This window comes from Teichococcus vastitatis (assembly GCF_003604215.1).
Taxonomy (GTDB): Bacteria; Pseudomonadota; Alphaproteobacteria; order Acetobacterales; family Acetobacteraceae; genus Pseudoroseomonas; species Pseudoroseomonas vastitatis.
The window spans coordinates 114,302-133,014 of the sequence record NZ_QXGS01000003.1; the positions used below are offsets into that span (position 1 = coordinate 114,302).

Genomic DNA, 18,713 nt, shown 5'->3' on the forward strand with positions numbered 1-18,713 from the left:
TCACCATGGGTGATTCCATGACCAAGGCCAACGCATCCGCCGCGCCGCAGCAGGCCGGGCTGCACGCCCGCTCCAACGCCGCGCTGAACGAGCCGCGGATTGCGGTGCGCGGGCTGGATTTCTTCTACGGCAGCAACAAGGCCTTGAAGAACCTCGATTTCGACCTGCCGGAACGCCAGGTGACCGGCATGATCGGCCCGTCCGGCTGCGGCAAGTCGACGCTGCTGCGGGTGTTGAACCGCATGTACAGCCTGTATCCGGGCCAGAGGGCCACCGGGCAGGTGCTGATGGATGGCCAGAACATCCTGGACGACAGCACCGACATCAACGCCCTGCGCTCGCGCATCGGCATGGTGTTCCAGAAGCCCACGCCGTTCCCGATGACCATCTATGAGAACATCGCCTTCGGCATCCGGCTGCACGAGAAGCTGTCCAAGTCGCAGATGGACGAGCGCGTCGAGTGGGCGCTGACCCGCGCCGCCATCTGGGGCGAGGTGAAGGACCGGCTGAACAGCTCCGCCATGGGCCTGTCGGGCGGTCAGCAGCAGCGCCTGTGCATTGCCCGCACCATCGCGGTGCGGCCGGAAGTCATCCTGCTGGACGAGCCGACCTCGGCGCTCGACCCGATCAGCACCCTCCGCATCGAGGAGCTGATCGACGAGCTGAAGCGTGACTTCACCATCGCCATCGTCACCCACAACATGCAGCAGGCGGCACGCTGCGCCGACCAGGTTGCCTTCTTCTACCTGGGCGAGCTGGTGGAGGTGGCGCCGGCCGAGCAGATGTTCACGGCCCCCAAGCAGAAGCGCACCCAGGAATACATCACAGGCCGGTTCGGCTGATCCATGGAGACGGGAAAGATGCCCGGCGAGCACATTGTCCGCTCCTATGAGGAGCAGCTGAAGCGGCTGCGCGAGCTGGTCGCGCGCATGGGCGGTCTGGCCGAGCGCCAGGTGGCCGACGCCGCCACCGCCCTGATCCGCCGCGACACCGAGATGGCCACGGCCGTGGTCGGCCGTGATGGCGAGATCGACGCGCTGGAAACAGAGATCGAGAATTTCTGCGTCCGGCTGCTGGCGCTGCGCCAGCCCATGGCGGCGGATCTCAGGCTGATCGTGGCGGCGATGAAGGTGTCGACCGACATCGAGCGCATCGGCGATTACGCGCGCAACGCCGCCAAGCGCGCCATCGTGGTGTCGCAGCAGCCGCAGATCGGCAGCCTGAACGGTTTCCAGTGGATGGCCAGGCTGGTGCAGGAGAACCTAAAGGACGCAATCGACGCGCTGGTGAAGGAAGACGCCGTGGCCGCCGAGCGCGTCTGGGCGGCCGACGCGCCGGTCGACGACATCTACAACGGCATCTTCCGTGAGATGCTGACGCACATGATGGAGGACCCGCGCAACATCACCGCGGCCACCCATCTGCTGTTCATCGCCAAGAATTTCGAGCGCATCGGCGACCATGCCACCAACATCGCCGAAACGGTGCACTACGCCGTTCTCGGCCACATGCTGCCCGAGGACCGGCCGAAATCCGATGCTTCCGCATACACCGTTGTCCGCCCTCCGGTCTGAGCGCGGAAGGAGCCATCCAATGGCCGAGCTGAACGGCATGTCGCGCCCCACCATCCTGGTGGTGGAGGACGAAGCACCGCTGCTGACCCTGCTGCGCTACAATCTGGAGAAGCAGGGCTTTCGCGTCGACGAGGCGGCCGATGGCCAGGAAGCGCTGATGCGCGTGGCCGAGGCGCCGCCCGACCTGGTGCTGCTGGACTGGATGCTGCCGGCGCTGTCCGGCCTGGAGGTGTGCCGCCAGCTGCGCCGCCGTCCCGACACGCGCGACATGCCGATCATCATGGTCACGGCCCGCACCGAGGACCAGGATGCCGTGCGGGCGTTGGACACCGGCGCGGACGACTACATCGCCAAGCCCTTCGTGATGGATGCGCTGCTGGCGCGCATCCGGGCGCTGCTGCGCCGCTCCGGCGGCGTCGCCACCAAGGGCACGCTGGCTTGGCACGACGTGTCGATGGACCAGGATGCGCACCGCGTCACCCGTGCCGGCCGGCCGCTGCATCTGGGCCCCACCGAATACCGGCTGCTGGAGTTCTTCCTGCAGCATCCGGGCCGCGTCTTCTCGCGCGAGCAGCTGCTGGACGCCGTGTGGGGCCGCGACATCCATGTCGAGCCGCGGACGGTGGACGTTCATATCCGGCGCCTGCGCAAGGCGGTGAATGCCGAAACCGAGATCGACATCATCCGCACCGTGCGCAGCGCCGGCTATGCGCTCGACCTGGAGCAGCACTGAGGCAGCCTTCGTCATCGTTGCGCGCCGGGGACGGGCCGGGGAGCGATCTCCGGCCCGTCCTCATGGACGCCAGGGCAGCGTCCCGGCCGGCAGCTTCCGCCCCAGCAGCGTGGCCGTGCCGATCAATCCGATCACCAGCAGCAGCGACAGGCAGGACACCGCGGCGGCTTGGGGCGACTGGCCGCCATCCTGCAGGTTAAACACCAGAACGCCCAGCGTCTGGGTGCCGGGACCATGCAGCAGGCTGCTGACCGTGACCTCGTTCACCGCCAGCAACATCACCAGGATCGCGCCAGCGCCGAGGGCCGGGGCCAGTGGCGGCAGGTGCACGGCGACCAGCCGCCGCAGCGGCCCGGCTCCCATGCCGCGGGCCGCGTCCTCCAGCGCCGGATCGAGCCGGCTGGCGGCGGCCGCCACCGGGCGCAGGGCCAGCGCCTGGAAACGCGCGAGGTAAGCGAACAGGATCAGGCCGATGGTGCCGTACACGGCACCGCCGCCCGGCAGGCCCAGCACCAGCAGGATCACCGACACCGCGGTGCAGGCGCCCGGCAGCGCATAGGGCAGGTCCACCCCGAGCGTGGCCCAGCGCACGAGGCGGTAGCGCAGCGCCAGCGCCACCGGCAGGGCCGCCGCGCCCAGCAGCAATGCCGCTCCGCCGGAGAGCAGCAGGGAATTGCCGAAAGCGGACAGAGTGTGGGCACCCGGTGCCACGGTGGCGGCGAAATGCCGCAGGGTGGCCGTGGCCGTCGTGACCGGCATGCCCATGGCCGGCACCAGGGCCGAGGCAAGCAGCGCCAACAGCGGCAGGAGGAGCACCAGCACGAGGTAGACACCGAGGGGAACCATGGCGAGGCGGGACCATGCGGTGGCCGCCAGCGGCTCAAAGGCCCGTCCGCCGCGCCATCCCGCGCGACGGGCTGCCAGGAACTGCGCCAGCAATCCCGGCAGCGCAACCGCCGCCAGCAGCAGCGACAGTGCCGCGACCTGAGACAGCGCCGCAGGTCCGGTGGCCGACAGGCGCTGCCAGATCAGCACGGTCAGCAGCGTATAGCGGCCGGGGATACCCAGCATGGCAGCGATCCCGAAATTGCCCAGCGCCGCCACGAAGGCAAGACCGGCGCCGGCCATCACGCCGGGCAGCAGCAGAGGCCATACCACCTGGCGCAGCGCCTCGGCGGGCGAGGCGCCGAGGCCGCGCGCCGCGGCCAGCAACTCGCCCGGCACGCGGCGCACCAGCGCGGCGATGGCCAGGAACACCAGCGGCGCCCCCTGGATTCCTAGCAACAGCATCATGCCGCCGGGACCGTGGAACGGATTGGCGCTGCCGAGCGGCGGGGCCAGGCCGAGGGAGATCAGCAGGGGTGAGGAGGGGCCGCCCATCTGGGTAAAGGCCAAGGCCAGGATCTGCGGCGGCACCAGCAACGGCAGGATGCTCAGGAAGATCCACAGGCCGCGTCCCGGCACCGCGCGCAGCAGCAGCAATCCGGCCTGCGCGGCGCCGATCAGCGTGGCCAGCAGCGTGGCGCCGGACGCCACCAGCAGGCTGCGCCAAGCGGCGCGCCAGATCCCGGGATCCTGCAGCATGGGCGCGAAGGCGGGGCCGAGCGCCTCCGCCAGCAGGCGCAGGGCTGGGGCCAGACCGATGGCGGCGAGCCACAACACCGCCACCAGGGCCATCAGGGGCGGGTGTCGTCCGGCGCGGCGGCGCTGCTTCGGCGGGGGCGGACCGGGAACCGCGCGCGGCGCGAGGAGATTACTGGCCGACAAGCTGGTTGAAGCGTCGCAGATCCTGCTCACCGTTGGCGGCGGCCCGCGCGGCGTCGAAGGGCAGCAGCTTGATGCTCTTGGGGTCCGGGAACCCCGCGGGCGGGGCCACTTCGGGGTCGGCGGGCAGGAAGCCCTGGCTTGATGCCAGCTGCTGGCCGTCGCGGGACAGCAGGAAGGACACGAAGGCGGCGGCCGCTTCCGGATTCAGGGTGGTCTTCAGGATCGCCACGGGCTCGGTGATGGCGCTGGCGCCTTCCTCGGGGAAGATGAACTTCACCGGGGCGCCCTTGGCCGCCTCGCGGATCGGCATGTAGTCGACCACGATGCCGAAGGCGCGCTCGCCGCCGGCCACCGCCTGCATCACCGCGCCGTTGCCGCCACGCGGCTGCAGCCCGGCGCCGGCCAGCTTCTCCCAGTAACTCCAGCCCAGGCCGGGCGCCTGCGCCACCGCCTGCACATGGATGGCCGCCGCGCCGGACACGGAAGGAGACGGCATGGCGGTCATGTTGCGCGCCTCGGGCCGCAGCAGGTCGGCCCAGCCCGTCGGCGTGAACGGCGCGCGGGTGTTCATGACGATGCCGGTGGTCAGCAGCTTGGTGCCGAAATAGGTGCGGTCGGGGTCCTGAAGCGCGGCGGGGATGTTGCCGGTCTGCACCTCCGGGCTCGGGCGCAGCAATCCCTCCTTCTTCAGCCCCTCGAAGGTCAGGCTGTCGGCCAGCAGCAGCAGGTCGGCCCGCGGCGCGCCGGCGGCGATCTCGGCCCGCAGCCGCGGCATGATCTGGTTGGTGCCGCCGCGGATCCACTCCACCTGGACCTGCGGATGCTTCTGGCGGAACAGCTCCACTGTGCGGGCGGCATCCGGCTCCAGCTGGCTGGTATAAAGCACCAGCCTGCCTGCGGGCTCGGCCTGCGCAGCGGTGCCGGCAAGAGGGGCTGCCAGCAGGGAAAGGCCAAGAAGCAGAAAGCTTGCGCGCCGCATCGGGTGGTCCTCAGCCAAGGGTCGGCCTCCCCTAGCTGGAGCGGCGGCGAAGGGGCAGGGGGGCTGGATGAACTTTCCATGAACCCCGGCCTTGCGGCACCCAGTTTACAGCCTCCCAGCGCATCCGTAAGACCGGGACGGGGCGGCTTGAACCCTGCAAGACCGGGAAGGATGAATCATGGACGCCAAGGTGGACACCCAGGACGAGATCCTGTTCGAACGGCTGGAAGGCGGGATCGCCCGCGTGACCTTTAACCGCCCACAGGCCCGCAACGCCTTCACCTTCTCCATGTATGAGCGGCTCGGTGAATTCTGCGGGCAGGCCGGAGAGGATCCCGAAGTCCGCGCCATCATCCTGACGGGTGCCGGCGACAAGGCGTTCGCGGCCGGCACGGACATCAACCAGTTCCGCGCCTTCAAGACACCGCAGGACGCCATCGAATACGAGGCCCGGATCAGCAAGATCCTGTCCGCCATCGAGGCGTGCCCGAAGCCCGTGGTCGCCGCCATCAACGGCGCCTGCACCGGCGGCGGCGGCGCCATTGCCGCGGTGTCCGACATCCGCATCGCGTCCGCCCATTCGCGCTACGGCTTTCCGATCGCCAAGACCCTGGGCAACATCCTGTCCATGGCGTCGTTTTCCCGGCTCGTGTCGCTGGTGGGCCCGTCCCGTGCCAAGGAGATGATCTTCACCGCCCGCCTGATCGGTGCCGAGGAAGCCCTCCAGGCCGGACTGCTGCACGAGGTGGTGCCCGAGGGCGGCGACCTACAGGCCCGGGCGCTGGAGGTGGCCCGCACCATCGCCGGAAACGCGCCGCTGACGCTGCGCGCCACCAAGGAGGCGATCCGCCGCCTGGGCCAGAAGATTTCGGCCGAGGAGGGCGAGGATCTCGTGCTGATGTGCTACATGAGCGAGGATTTCCGCGAAGGCATGGATGCCTTCCTGAACAAGCGGCCGCCCCAGTGGAAGGGGCGCTGAGCGCAACCGAAAGACCGCCCGCCCGATGATTCCGCGCCTTGCCGGCCTCCAGCCTCCGGCCACGCCCGCTATTTCCTTTCTGGAGGAGCTGCGGCTGCGCGGCTTCTCGGGCGACCTCACGGCGCGGGATGATGACCGGACGCTGATGGCGACCGACAACTCGATCTATCAGCGCTGGCCGCAGGCGGTGTGCTTCCCGCGCACGGTGGAGGATCTGGTGCGGATCGCCAGGGTTTCGGCCGATCCGCGCTTCCATGGCGTGCATTTTGCCCCGCGTGGCGGCGGCACCGGCACCAATGGCCAGTCGCTGACGGATGGCGTGGTGGTGGACATGTCCCGCCACATGAACCGGATCCTGGAGATCAACGAGGCGGAAGGCTGGGTCCGCGTCGAGCCGGGCGTGGTGAAGGACGCGCTGAACGCAGCGCTGAAGCCGCTCGGGCTGTTCTTCGCGCCGGAATGTTCCACCAGCAACCGCGCGACGATGGGGGGGATGATTTCCACCGATGCCTGCGGCCAGGGCTCCTGCCTTTACGGCAAGACGCGCGACCACGTGCTGGAGCTGACGGCCGTGCTGCTCGACGGCACGGTGTGGACCTCCGCGCCGATGGATGACGCGGAGCTGTCCGCGGTGACCCGGCGGCAGGACATGGTGGGCGCCATCCACCGCGTCGCCGACGGCATCGCCCGCGAGCAGGCGGGGCTGATCGCCGAGCGCTTTCCCAAGCTGAACCGCTGCCTGACCGGCTATGACCTCGCGCACCTGCGGGACGAGCAGGGCCGCTTCGACCTGAACTCGGTGCTGTGCGGCTCCGAAGGCACGCTGGCGATGATCGCCGAGGCCAAGATCCGCGTGCTGCCGATTCCGAAGCGCAGCGCCCTGGTGAATTTGCGCTACGGCTCCTTCGACGCGGCGCTGCGGGATGCGCAGGTTCTGATGGCGCTCGGCGCCGCCTCGGTGGAGACGGTGGACAGCAAGGTGCTGGAACTGGCACGCGGCGATATCGTCTGGGAAGGCATCAAGGAGTTCTTCCCCGACGACCCGGAGGGTGTCGCCGCCGGCATCAACCTGATCGAATTCGTCGGCAACAGCGAGGATGAGGTGCGCGCCAAGCTGGCACCGGTGGAGGCGCGGCTGGCGGCGGAAGGAAAGCAGTCCGGCCGCCGCGGCTACACCCTGGCATGGGACGCGGCGGGCGAGCGCATCCAGGGCATGCGCAAGCGCGGCGTCGGCCTGCTCGGCAACATGCAGGGCCAGAAGCGGCCGATCGCCTTTGTCGAGGACGCCGCCGTTCCACCCGAGAACCTGGCCGATTTCATTGCCGAGTTCCGCGCGGCGCTGGACCGGCGCGGCCTCGAATACGGCATGTTCGGCCACGTCGATGCCGGGGTGCTTCACGTGCGCCCGGCCATCGACATGAAGGAGGAGGGCGCCGAGGCGCGCATCCGCGCCATCTCCGACGAGGTGTTCGCGCTGACCCGGAAGTACAACGGCCTGCTCTGGGGCGAGCACGGCAAGGGGGTGCGCTCGGAATACGTGCCGGAGGTGTTCGGTCCGCTCTACCCGTCGCTGCAGGCGCTGAAGGCGGCTTTCGATCCGCGCAACCAGCTCAATCCCGGCAAGATCGCGGCGCCGGATGGCGAAGCGTTGCTGGCCATCGATGCCGTGCCGATGCGTGGCCAGCTGGATCGCACCGTGCCGGCCGGCGTGCGCGCCGCCTATGAGGAAGCGCTGCACTGCAATGGCAACGGCGCCTGCTTCAACTACGATCCCCAGGATGCGATGTGCCCTTCCTACAAGGGCACCGGGGACCGCCGGCACTCGCCCAAGGGCCGCGCCATGCTGTTCCGCGAATGGCTGCGGCAACTCTCGGCACAGGGCGTCGATCCGGCCGCCGAAGCCCGGCGGCTGCGCGCCGCCTCGCCGCTCTCCGGCCTGGCCGGGCGCATCCGCAACAGCCTGGCCTGGCGCCGCGGCGAGCCGGATTTCTCCCATGAGGTGAAGGAAGCCATGGATGGCTGCCTCGCCTGCAAGTCCTGCTCCGGCCAATGCCCGATCAAGGTGGATGTGCCGACCTTCCGCGCGAAGTTCCTGGAACTCTACCATGGCCGCTACCTGCGGCCGCTCAAGGATCACCTGATCGGCCAGCTGGAGGTGATGCTGCCGCTGGGCGCCAGGATGCCGAAGCTGGCCAATGCGGTGATGGGCAGTGGTGTTGGGCGCGCCCTGGCGGCGCGGGTCGGGCTGGTGGACGCGCCGCTGTTCTCCGGTACCGAGTTGATGGCCGAGGCAAACCGGCGCGGCTTCGGCCGGGCCACGCCCGAGGTCCTTTCGGCCGTGCCGGAGGCGGAGCGAGAGCGCCATGTCGTCATCGTGCAGGACGCCTTCACCAGCCATTTCGAAACGGCGCTGGTGCTGGACTTGGCCGAGGCGTTGCGGCTGATGGGATTCACGCCCTGGATCGCGCCGTTCCGTCCCAATGGCAAGCCGCTGCACGTGCATGGCTTCCTGGCGCGTTTCGGCCGGCAGGCGGAGCGCAACGCGGCGATGCTGCGCGATCTCGCCCGTAGCGGCATCGGGCTGGTGGGCGTTGATCCATCCATCACCCTGACCTATCGCGGCGAATATCGCGACGCTGTGCGGGGCGAGGTGGCGCCGGTGCTGCTGCCGCAGGAATGGCTGGCCAAGCGGCTGCACCTGATCCCGGCCCGTGCCGCGGGCCCGGGCTTCTCCCTGTTGCCGCATTGCACGGAGCGCACCAATGCCGCGTCCTCGGTGAAGGACTGGCAGGCCGTGTTCGCGCATCTGGGGGCGCCGCTGGCGGTGCTGGCTTCCGGCTGCTGCGGCATGGCCGGCACCTTCGGACACGAGGCGGAGCATCGCGACCTGTCGGAGAAGCTCTACGGCCTGAGCTGGAAACCGCATGTGGCCCGAGAGGGCGAGCGGCTGCTGGTCAGCGGCTATTCCTGCCGGTCCCAGGTGAAACGCTTCGATGGCATCACGCTGCCGCACCCGGTGCAGGCGCTGCTTCTGCGGCTGCGGGAGGCCCCGGTGCCGGCGGCGCGGGAACGCGAACTCGCCTGACGCCACCTTGCGGCCAGCGCGCTCTCAGGCTTCGACAGTGTTGCCGGCCCCGGCGATCCCGGGCCGTGACGCGGCGATCGACGGATCCAGGAACGCCCGCACGATGCGGGCCCGCGCGGGGTTGCGCGTCCAGACCAAGCCGACGCGGCGCGGGGGAACCTGCAGCGGCAGGGGCAGCTTCAGCAGCGACAGCCCGGCCGGCCAGGGCGGCGCCCAGTCGGGCACCAGTGACACGCCCAGGCCGCGATCCACCATCACCGCGATGGCGTCCAGCGCGTCCAGCTCGAAGCGTTCGCGCGGGCGGAGACGCGCCTCGCGCAGATAACGATCGGCCAGCCGCCCGCCCCATTGCTGGCGGTCATAGCGGATAAACGGCTCCCGGCTCAGCAGGGCATGCGGGTCCTGGCCACCCAGCGAAGCGGGGACCAGGGCGATCAGCGGTTCCTCTCGCAGCAGGCGCCAGTCGCAGCCTTTGGGCAGGGCAAATTCCGGCTGCACGATCAGCGCGATGTCCAGCTCTCCCGCCACCACCCGCCCATAGAGGTCGGAGGAGATGCCGGGCGAGACATGCACCTCCAGCTGCGGCAGGCGCGCCGCCACGGCGGCCAGCAGCCCCGGCAGCAACCCCGTCAGCCCGGTGGCGATCGCGCCGAGGCGCAGCTCGCCCGAGACACCGCTCTCGGAGGCGCTGTCGCGCAGGTCCCGCAGGTCCCGCAGCAGGAGGCGGGCACGCGGCAGGATGGCGAGGCCGGCTTCGGCCGGCACCACGGCGCGGCCGGCCCGCTGCAGCAGGGGGGCGCCGAGTTCGGCTTCCAGCGTCTGGATGCGCTGGGCCAGGGCCGCGGGAGTCAGGTGCAGGCGGCGGGCGGCGGCGGCGATGGAGCCTTCCTCCACCACCGCGACGAAGCTTTCCAGGAAGCGGGTATCCATAAGGAAAACCTATCGAATGAAAGCAGGAAAGGAAGGGTTTTCCGATCCCTCTCCGGTGGCGCAGGATGAGGTTCCATGACGAACAAGGAAGGCCCTGCCATGCCCGTCGACGTTCAGCCGCTTGATCCCAAGGTGGTGGAGGTGCTGTCCGGCATCTCCACCGCGACGCTGACCACCGTGCTTTTGAAGAAGGGGCTGCGCAATGTGTGGATGCGCGGCACTCGTCCGTTGAAGCCGGGCCAGCCGCGCCTCGTCGGGCGTGCTTTCACGCTCCGCTTCGTGCCGGCGCGCGAGGATCTGGCGACGCCGGAATCCTGGTCGAACCCGATCTCCACCCGCTCCGCCATCGAGGCGATGCCGGAGAACGTGATCGTCGTGGCCGATGCCATGGGCGTCACCGATGCCGGCATCTTCGGCGACATCCTGTGCGCGCGCATGGCGAAGCGGCAGGTCGCGGCGCTGGTCACCGATGGGGTGATGCGGGACGCCTCCGGGGTGATCGGCACCGGCCTGCCGGTGTGGTGCCAGGGCGCGGCGGCGCCGCCTTCCGTGGCGGGGCTGACCTTCGTGAACTGGCAGGAGCCGGTGGGCTGCGGCGGCGTCGCGGTGTTCCCCAACGACGTGGTGGTGGTGGATGACGACGGCGCGGTGCTGATCCCGCAGGCGTTGCTGGCCGCCGTGGTGGAACTCGCCACCGAGCAGGAGGCGATGGAAAGCTGGATCATGTCGGAAGTCGAGGCTGGGGCCGCCTTGCCCGGCCTATATCCGCCGAATGCGGAGAACAAGGCCCGCTACGAGGCCAGCCGCCGCAAGTGAGCTGATCCGCCGCGACGGCCACGCCTCCACCCAAGAGGGGCGGGCCGGCGAGGGCGCCAGAGAACCAAGGGAGACAAGGAAGATGACAGTGAACCGTCGCGGCTTGATCGTGGGTACGGCGGCCCTGGGAGCCTTCGCGGCCCTCGGGCGCCCCGGCTTGGTCCGGAACGCCCGGGCCGCATCGGCTTGGCCGGAGCGGCCAATCACCGTGGTGGTGCCGTTCCCGCCGGGTGGTGGCGTGGATCAGATGGCCCGGCTGATGGCGCAGGCGGCGCAGCGCCACCTGCCGAACAGCACCTTCATTGTCGAGAACCGCCCTGGCGCCGGCAGCCAGATCGGCATGGAATACGCCTTCACCGCCCGTCCGGACGGCTACACGCTGTGCGCCGTGACGTCACCGGCGATGATGACCATTCCTTACGAACGGCCGGTGCGATACCGAGTGGCCGAGTTCGACTACCTGGCCAATGTGGTGGACGATCCGGGCGGGTTGTGGGTGAAGCAGGATTCACCCATCCGCGACCTCGGTGACCTGCTGCAGCGAGCCAAGACCACGTCCGGCGGGTTGAGCCTCGGCACCACCGGCATCGGCTCCGACGACCACCTCCTGATGCTGGAACTGGAGCAGGCGGTGCCCGGCGCCAAGTTCAGCCACGTGCCGTTCAACGGTGCTGCGCCGTTGCAGACCGCAGTGCTGGGCGGCCACCTCGATGTCGGCTGCTTCAACGTCAGCGAAGGCAATCCCGGGTTTCGCGACGGCCGCTTCCGCTGCCTAGCCCAGGCGGGCGCGCAACGCGATCCGGCGCTGCCGGAAATCGCCACGCTGACCGAGCAGGGCGTCGCGGTCGTGGCCGGGGCGCAGCGCGGCATCGTCGGACCGCCGGGCATGCCAGCCGAGGTGCGGCAGGCGCTGCTGAGCGCCTTCGGCGCGGCGCTGGCCGATCCGCAGTTCCAGGCCGATGCCCGGAAAGCGCAACTGCCGTTGAAACCGATGGTGGGGGAGGAGTACCGCAAGGCCGTGCTGGGCCTCGATGCACGGCTGCAGGAGATGTGGTCGCGCAAGCCCTGGCGCGATCAATAGGCACTACGGCGCGGCGTCGCTTCCCGGCGAGCGGCGCCGCGCGATCCGTTCAGACGGATTTGCGCAGGTTGGGCGACGGCTTGAAGCGCACGGTCTTGCTGGCCTTGACCTTCACTGGCTCGCCCGTGCGCGGGTTCATCGCTTTGCGCGCCTTGGTTTTGCGCACGGAGAATGTGCCGAAGCTCGGCAGGGTGAAGCCGCCATGTTTTTTCATTTCCTCGACAATGGACGAAATCAGTTCGCCAGCGGCACGATTCGCGGCGACGCCCGTGCAGCCGGTCGAATCCTGGATGACCTGGGTGATGAAAGCCTTGGACATTGTGTCTCTGACCCGCTTTGCCTCTGCTGAACCTTTGGCACGCGATCGTTTTCGATGCTGTGCTGCCCGACGATCCTTGCCTTGGCCGTGCGGAATGTTCGGCCGCACTGTGGCAGCAAAAAGGCAGAAGCGCCGGCCGTGCCGGCGCTTCCCCTCAGCCCGCCTGAGCCAGCCGGGCCGGTTTGTGCGAAGCCTTCCAGGCGCGAAGCCGCTCCAGGGCCTCGCGCAGCACCTCCACGCGCTTGCAGAAGGCGAAGCGGACGAAGTGGCGCGGCGCATCGGGACCGGCGTAGAAGGCTGACACCGGGATGGCCGTGACCTTGGCCACTTCCGTCAGGTGCCGGCAAAACGCCACGTCATCCCCGGCAAAGCCGAGCGGCGTGACGTCGGCAGTAACGAAGTAGCTGCCCTGGCATGGCAGCATGGCGAAGCCGAGTTCCGTCAGTCCATTCGCCAGAAAATCGCGCTTGTCCTGCAGATCCTCGGACAGCGTGGCGAAGTAAGCATCGTCCTTCTCCAGGCCGACCGCCACGGCCCGCTGCAGATTGGGCGGCGTGGTGAAGGTGAGGTTCTGGTGCGCCTTGGCGACGTTGGGTGCCACAGCACGGTCGCAGGTGACATAGCCGACCTTCCAGCCAGTGAGGCTGAAGGTCTTGCCGGCCGAGCCGATTCGCAGGCAGCGCTCGCGCATGCCGGGCAGTGTCATCAGCGGGATGTGCTTCCAGCCGTCGAACGTCAGGTGCTCGTACACCTCGTCGCACACGGCATAGGTGTCGTGGCGCTGGCACAGCTCGGCGATGAAGGCCAGCTCCGCGGCGGTGAAGACCTTGCCGGCCGGGTTCATGGGCGTATTGAGCAGGATCGCCTTGGTTTTCGGACCGAAGGCGGCGGCTAGTTCGGCGCGCGGCAGCTCCCACTTCGGCGGTGTCAGCCGCACCAGCCGCGGCACCGCGCCGAGCAGCCTCACCACCGGCAGGTAGGTGTCGTAGAGCGGCTCCAGCACCACCACCTCGTCACCCGGATTCAGCACCGCCATCAGCGAGGCGGTGATCGCCTCGGTGGCGCCGGAGGTGACGATCACCTCGGCGTCCGGGTCCACGGTCAGGCCGTAGAACCGCTGGTTGATCCCGGCCACGGCGCGGCGCAGCTCCGGCAGGCCGGTCAGCGGCGGGTATTGGTTGCGGTTGTCGAGCAGCGCGTCGGCGGCGGCGCGCACCACGTCCTCGGGCCCCTCGTAATCGGGGAAGCCCTGGCCGAGATTGATGGCGCCGTGCTGCATGGCGAGCGCCGACATGACCGTGAACACCGTGGTGCCGGTGGCGGAGAGCAAATCGTTCTGCGGCTTCATGATGGGCTTCGGACCGGTCCCGTGATGGGCCCCGCGGCAGAGGCGGGGCATGGCGCGGCCCGCTGCTCCGGGGCGCATTGCACCCCCGCCCCGGCCCCGGGCGCAGCACGATCATGCGGGGGAGGCGGCGCCGATGCAACCGCAACCACCGCATGGCTGCCTTTTAAGAAGGCAGCCTGCCTTCGCCGCGGGCGCCAGCTTGTCCGGAGCCGGGAAAAACCGCGCGGCATCCCATTGCCCGGCCGCCCCACGGCATGCGACACAGCAACCGAGCCGCCCTGACGCCCGAGACGGTCACGGCCGGGTGCGGCATCCGGGGCGGAGAACCCGGGAGGAAGGAAGGACGGGACGCATCCCGCGGCGGCAATGCCGCTCCGGAATGGGGGCCGTAAACGGAGCCGATGAAGAAGATCGAGGCGATCATCAAGCCCTTCAAGCTCGACGAGGTGAAGGATGCGCTGCACGAGATCGGGCTGCAGGGACTGACCGTGGTGGAGGCCAAGGGCTTCGGCCGCCAGAAGGGCCATACCGAGCTGTATCGCGGCGCCGAATACGTGGTCGACTTCCTGCCCAAGGTAAAGATCGAGGTGGTTTGCGCCGATGACTTGGCCGAGCGCGCCATCGAGGCCATCCAGGCTGCCGCCCGTACCGGGCGCATCGGCGACGGCAAGATCTTCGTCTCCGACGTGCAGGAGGTGATCCGCATCCGCACCGGCGAGCGCGGCGAGGACGCGGTCTGACCGCAGCCCCAGGAATTTCTGCCGCCGCCGCCCAGCCGGGTGTGCGGCTCGCACGGGCGCGGCCCCTGGGATGGCGTGAACTCCGCCATTCCGCAGCCGCCACGGTGGCAGGGGCAGGCCCCGGTGCCGTGACGATGGATACTGAGTGTCGTTAGGGAACAGGACCACACACGATGGCGAAGAAGCCCGCAGCCGCAGCGCCCAACGCGGTTTCCAAGGTCATGGAAATGATCAAGGAGAACAGCGTCGAATACGTGGATTTCCGTTTCACGGATCCGAAGGGCAAGTGGCAGCACACCGCCCAGCACGTTTCCACCGTCGAGGAGGAGATGTTCACGGACGGCATCATGTTCGACGGATCCTCGATCGCCGGCTGGAAGGCGATCAACGAATCCGACATGATCCTGATGCCGGACGCGTCCTCCGCGTGCATGGACCCGTTCGCCGCGAAGCCGCAGCTGATCCTGATCTGCGACATCATCGAGCCTTCCACCGGCCAGGCCTATTCGCGCGACCCGCGCTCCACCGCCAAGAAGGCCGAGGCCTATGTCGCCTCCACCGGCATCGGTGACGCCGCGCTGTTCGGCGCCGAGGCCGAGTTCTTCATCTTCGACAACGTGAAGTTTGGCACCGGCGGCAATTACGGCATCTACCAGCTCGACAGCATCGAGGGCCCGGGCGCCAGCCTGAAGGACTACCCCGAGGGCAATATGGGCCATCGCCCGGTGGTCAAGGGCGGCTACTTCCCGGTGAACCCGGTCGACAGCGAAGTCGACCTGCGCGCCGAGATGCTGTCCACCATGATCGAGATGGGCGTGGCCGGCGAGAAGCACCATCATGAGGTGGCGCAGTCGCAGCACGAGCTGGGCACCCGCTTCGGGCCCCTGGTGCAGCATGCCGATCACATGCAGATCTATAAGTATGTGATCCACAATGTCGCGCACAGCTACGGCAAGACCGCGACCTTCATGCCGAAGCCGATCTATGGCGACAACGGCTCGGGCATGCATGTGCACCAGTCGATCTGGAAGGGCGGCAAGCCGGTCTTCGCCGGCAATGGCTATGCCGATCTGTCGAATGAGGCGCTGTATTACATTGGCGGCATCATCAAGCACGCTAAGGCGCTGAACGCCTTCACCAACCCCTCGACCAATTCCTACAAGCGTCTGATCCCAGGCTTCGAGGCGCCGGTGCTGCTGGCCTATTCGGCCCGCAACCGCTCGGCCTCCTGCCGCATTCCCTATGCCACGAATCCGAAGGCCAAGCGCGTTGAGGTCCGCTTCCCCGACCCGACCGCCAACCCGTATCTGGCCTTCGCCGCCATGCTGATGGCGGGTCTGGACGGCATCAAGAACAAGATCCATCCGGGCGAAGCCATGGACAAGGATCTGTACGACCTGCCGCCGGAAGAACTGAAGGGCATCCCGACGGTGTGCGGCTCGCTGCGCGAGGCCCTGGAGGCGCTGGCCGCCGACCACGAGTTCCTGCTGGCGGGCGACGTGTTCAGCCAGGACCAGATTGAGAGCTACATCGAGCTGAAGTGGCAGGACGTGTACCGCTTCGAGCACACGCCGCACCCGGTCGAGTTCGAGATGTACTACTCCGTCTGATCGGCGGGCGATCACGGCAGGGCCAGGAGCGGCAACGTTCCTGGCCTTTCTTGTTCGGCCGCGGGAGCCCGGCTTCGCCCCTCGGACCGGCGTTGTCCTATCCGGCCTCGGCCAGATGCTTCGCGCCGGCTTTCAGCGAGGCTTCGCTGATGCGGATGCCGAGCCCCGGCACCTCCGGCACCACTACCGCCCCATCGTGGTTGGCGATGCGCTCTTCCAGCACATCCTCGGTCAGGACGTGGTGCGGCATGTAGAACTCGCAGCCGAGCGAGATGCCGGGCGTGGCCGCGATCAACTGCGTGCCGGCAGCCAGCGCGATGCCGCCCTCCCACAGCGTGCCGCCATAGCCGGGCAGCCCGGCCGTGTCGGCGATCGCCATCATCGCCTGTGCCTTCAGCAGCCCGCCGCATTTCATCAGCTTCACACTGATGGCATCGGCCGCCTGCCGCCGGATCACTTCCAGCAGGTCCGTGGCATCGAAGCAGCTCTCATCGGCCAGAACCGGAGTATCCAGCGCAGCCGCGAAGCCGGCCATGGCGTCGAGGTGGCGGCGCGGCACCGGCTGCTCGATGAAGGTGGGACGGAAGCGGTCCACGTCGCGCAGCACCGTCATGGCGCGGAAGGGTTCCAGCGCCTGATTGTAGTCCAGCCGCAGGTCGATCGTGTCGCCGAAGGCATCACGGATGGCCTCCAGGTGCGCCATGTCCTCGCGATGCGGCTTCACCCCGGTCTTCACCTTGAACACGCGGTGCCCGGCCGGAACCATGGCCCGCATGCGGGCCATGTCCGCCGCGAAATCCGGATCGGCGATGGAGAAGGAGAGGGGGATCGCGTCGCGCACCCGCCCGCCCAGCAGATCGGCCACGCTCAGCCCGGTGGACTGCCCGAGAATATCGAGCAGCGCCATCTCCACCGCCACCTTGCTCTCCGGATGGCCGACCAGGACCCGGTCCATGGACGCCATCAGCGTGCGCAGGCGGCGCGCATCTGCGCCCACGACCAGCGGGCGCAGATAGGTGTCGAGCGCCGCGAAGGCAGCTTCCGGCGTTCCGGTGAACACTTCCCAGGGCGCGGCCTCGCCCCAGCCCACGATGCCCTCGCGCGTGGTCAGCTGCAGCAGCACCCGCTTGACGCTGCCCTTCACTGCGCCCACGCCCTGGGCGCGGGGCATCCTGATCGGGCTCTCCACCAGCATGACGCGCATGCGGCCGATGACGGGCGCGCGCATCGGCGCGGCGATGGACACCTGCATAGGTTCAGCCTTCGCGCTGGCGGTGGAAGTGGGACAGGAAGGCCCGCGTCGCGTCCTGCCGTGGGGTGTCGATCACCTGCCGCGCCGGGCCGTCCTCGACGATAACGCCGTCGCGCAGGAAGACGACGCGATCCGCGACCTCGCGGGCAAAGGCGATCTCATGCGTCACGATCACCATGGTCATGCCCTCGGCGGCGAGCGACTGCATGACCCCCAGCACCTCGCCCACCAGCTCGGGGTCCAGCGCACTGGTCGCTTCGTCGAACAGCATCATCTCGGGCTGCATGGCCAGGGCGCGCGCGATGGCGACGCGCTGCTTCTGCCCGCCCGACAGGCGTGACGGATACTGCTCCGCCTTGTCGGACAGCCCCACCTTGTCGAGCAATTCGCGCGCCAATGCCTCGGCCTGCGGCTTCGCCATGCGGCGCACCGTCAGCGGCCCTTCCATCACGTTCTGCAGCGCCGTCCGGTGCGGAAACAGGTTGAATTGCTGAAACACCATACCGGTGGTCGCGCGGAACTTCGCCAGGGCGCCGGTGCCGGGCAGGGCGTCGCCGCCGCCGAAATCGAAACGCCGCTCACCCATCCGCACGGTGCCGCCATCCGGCACCACCAGAAGGTTCAGGCAGCGCAGCAGGGTCGACTTGCCGGAGCCCGAGGGGCCGATCAGCGCCACCACCTCGCCGCGGGCGACCCGCAGATCGATGCTGCGCAGCACGGTGTTGTCGCCGAAGCGCTTCTGCAGGCCGGCAACCTCGATCATGGTGTCGCTCATCGCCGTCCTCCTCAATCCGCGCGCGCCAGCCGGCGTTCCAGCCGGCCAACCAGCAGTGTCAGCGGAAACAGCACCACGAAGTAGATCACTGCGATCAGGGTGTAGATCTCCAGCGGCCGGTAGCTGTCATGCGCCGCAGCTTGCCCCTGGTAGAGCAGATCGGGCACTGCCAGCACCGAGACCAGCGAGGTGTTCTTCAACTGGATAATGGATTGGTTCATCAGCGGCGGCACCATCCGCTTCAGCGCCTGCGGCAGCACGATGCGGCGCATCGCCTGATTCGGCGTCATGCCCAGCGCCAGCGCCGCCTCGCTCTGCCCCGCCTCGATCGAGTTGATGCCGCCGCGGATGATCTCGGAATAGAAGGCGCCGCCATACAGGGACAATGCCAGCACCGCGGCGGTGGTGGCCATCATCTCGATGCCGGCCAGGATCGGCAGCGCGTAATAGAACCACACCAGCTGCACCAGGATCGGCGTGCAGCGGAACACCTCGACATAGGCTTGGCTGAGCCAACGCAGCGGAGCGAAGCGCGAGAGCCGCAGCAGCCCCGAGAACAGCCCGACCGCGAGGCCCAGCAGCACGATGGCGGCGGTGAAGGCCAGCGTCACCCACAGGCCGTTCACGAACAGCCAGCGGTATCCCCAGAGAATACCGAAATCCCATTGATACATGCGGTGCGGTCCGGCAGGTGGCACGTGGCGACCCGCCACGCGCCGGTTCAG

Annotated in this window: 17 protein-coding genes; 9 read left to right on the forward strand and 8 right to left on the reverse strand. The window is 68.6% G+C overall.

Annotation, left to right across the window (positions count from 1 at the left end):
- The first annotated feature begins 5 nt into the window (after positions 1–5).
- Genes pstB through phoB form a run of 3 tightly spaced genes read left to right on the forward strand, consistent with a single transcriptional unit; the run spans position 6 to position 2,307 of the window.
- A complete protein-coding gene (gene pstB / locus D2K64_RS06615; RefSeq protein ID WP_238384055.1) occupies positions 6–842 on the forward strand; it encodes a phosphate ABC transporter ATP-binding protein PstB in 837 nt (278 codons plus the stop codon).
- Positions 843–860: 18 nt separating this feature from the next.
- Positions 861–1,574, forward strand: coding sequence for a phosphate signaling complex protein PhoU (gene phoU / locus D2K64_RS06620; protein ID WP_120007649.1), 714 nt, complete (start codon positions 861–863; stop codon positions 1,572–1,574).
- A 19-nt stretch (positions 1,575–1,593) separates the two neighbouring features.
- Entirely contained in the window at positions 1,594–2,307 is a 714-nt protein-coding gene (gene phoB / locus D2K64_RS06625) for a phosphate regulon transcriptional regulator PhoB (protein ID WP_120007446.1), read from the forward strand.
- A gap of 60 nt (positions 2,308–2,367) precedes the next feature.
- On the opposite strand, the gene D2K64_RS06630 is transcribed toward phoB, so the two are convergent.
- Both D2K64_RS06630 and D2K64_RS06635 read right to left on the reverse strand, forming a co-directional pair.
- Positions 2,368–3,984 carry an ABC transporter permease gene (locus D2K64_RS06630; protein WP_120007447.1) on the reverse strand — a complete coding sequence of 539 codons (1,617 nt, stop codon included), beginning with the start codon at positions 3,982–3,984 and terminating at the stop codon, positions 2,368–2,370.
- A 76-nt stretch (positions 3,985–4,060) separates the two neighbouring features.
- The gene (locus D2K64_RS06635) at positions 4,061–5,053 is read right to left on the reverse strand and encodes an ABC transporter substrate-binding protein (protein ID WP_120007448.1); all 993 of its coding nucleotides are present in this window, start codon (positions 5,051–5,053) and stop codon (positions 4,061–4,063) included.
- Between the two features lie 178 nt (positions 5,054–5,231).
- On the opposite strand from D2K64_RS06635, the gene D2K64_RS06640 reads away from it, so the two are divergent.
- Together D2K64_RS06640 and ydiJ are read left to right on the forward strand one after the other, a co-directional pair.
- Positions 5,232–6,032, forward strand: coding sequence for an enoyl-CoA hydratase/isomerase family protein (locus D2K64_RS06640; RefSeq protein WP_120007449.1), 801 nt, complete (start codon positions 5,232–5,234; stop codon positions 6,030–6,032).
- A gap of 25 nt (positions 6,033–6,057) precedes the next feature.
- Complete coding sequence (gene ydiJ, locus D2K64_RS06645) at positions 6,058–9,117, forward strand: D-2-hydroxyglutarate dehydrogenase YdiJ (RefSeq protein WP_120007450.1); 3,060 nt, start codon at positions 6,058–6,060, stop codon at positions 9,115–9,117.
- Between the two features lie 24 nt (positions 9,118–9,141).
- Here the strand turns inward: ydiJ and D2K64_RS06650 are convergent, their stop codons facing one another.
- Positions 9,142–10,047, reverse strand: a complete 906-nt coding sequence (locus tag D2K64_RS06650) for a LysR family transcriptional regulator (RefSeq protein ID WP_120007451.1) — start codon at positions 10,045–10,047, stop codon at positions 9,142–9,144.
- A gap of 99 nt (positions 10,048–10,146) precedes the next feature.
- Between D2K64_RS06650 and D2K64_RS06655 the strand changes: the two genes are divergently transcribed.
- Entirely contained in the window at positions 10,147–10,863 is a 717-nt protein-coding gene (locus D2K64_RS06655) for a ribonuclease activity regulator RraA (protein WP_120007650.1), read from the forward strand.
- Between the two features lie 82 nt (positions 10,864–10,945).
- Entirely contained in the window at positions 10,946–11,944 is a 999-nt protein-coding gene (locus D2K64_RS06660; RefSeq protein WP_120007452.1) for a Bug family tripartite tricarboxylate transporter substrate binding protein, read from the forward strand.
- A gap of 49 nt (positions 11,945–11,993) precedes the next feature.
- Here D2K64_RS06660 and D2K64_RS06665 read toward each other — a convergent pair whose 3' ends face one another.
- Positions 11,994–12,263, reverse strand: coding sequence for an HU family DNA-binding protein (locus D2K64_RS06665; protein WP_120007453.1), 270 nt, complete (start codon positions 12,261–12,263; stop codon positions 11,994–11,996).
- A gap of 154 nt (positions 12,264–12,417) precedes the next feature.
- Entirely contained in the window at positions 12,418–13,611 is a 1,194-nt protein-coding gene (locus D2K64_RS06670; protein ID WP_120007454.1) for an aminotransferase, read from the reverse strand.
- A 401-nt stretch (positions 13,612–14,012) separates the two neighbouring features.
- Here D2K64_RS06670 and D2K64_RS06675 point away from each other — a divergent pair, with 401 nt between their 5' ends.
- Positions 14,013–14,351, forward strand: coding sequence for a P-II family nitrogen regulator (locus D2K64_RS06675; RefSeq protein WP_120007455.1), 339 nt, complete (start codon positions 14,013–14,015; stop codon positions 14,349–14,351).
- 173 nt (positions 14,352–14,524) lie between these two features.
- Entirely contained in the window at positions 14,525–15,961 is a 1,437-nt protein-coding gene (gene glnA, locus D2K64_RS06680; RefSeq protein WP_120007456.1) for a type I glutamate--ammonia ligase, read from the forward strand.
- 97 nt (positions 15,962–16,058) lie between these two features.
- Here the strand turns inward: glnA and D2K64_RS06685 are convergent, their stop codons facing one another.
- The 3 genes from D2K64_RS06685 to D2K64_RS06695 are packed head-to-tail and all read right to left on the reverse strand — an operon-like array spanning position 16,059 to position 18,701.
- A complete protein-coding gene (locus D2K64_RS06685) occupies positions 16,059–17,213 on the reverse strand; it encodes an enolase C-terminal domain-like protein (RefSeq protein ID WP_238384056.1) in 1,155 nt (384 codons plus the stop codon).
- Between the two features lie 4 nt (positions 17,214–17,217).
- Positions 17,218–17,988, reverse strand: a complete 771-nt coding sequence (locus tag D2K64_RS06690) for an amino acid ABC transporter ATP-binding protein (RefSeq protein WP_120007457.1) — start codon at positions 17,986–17,988, stop codon at positions 17,218–17,220.
- A gap of 11 nt (positions 17,989–17,999) precedes the next feature.
- The gene (locus D2K64_RS06695) at positions 18,000–18,701 is read right to left on the reverse strand and encodes an amino acid ABC transporter permease (protein WP_456316369.1); all 702 of its coding nucleotides are present in this window, start codon (positions 18,699–18,701) and stop codon (positions 18,000–18,002) included.
- Between the last annotated feature and the right edge of the window lie 12 nt (positions 18,702–18,713).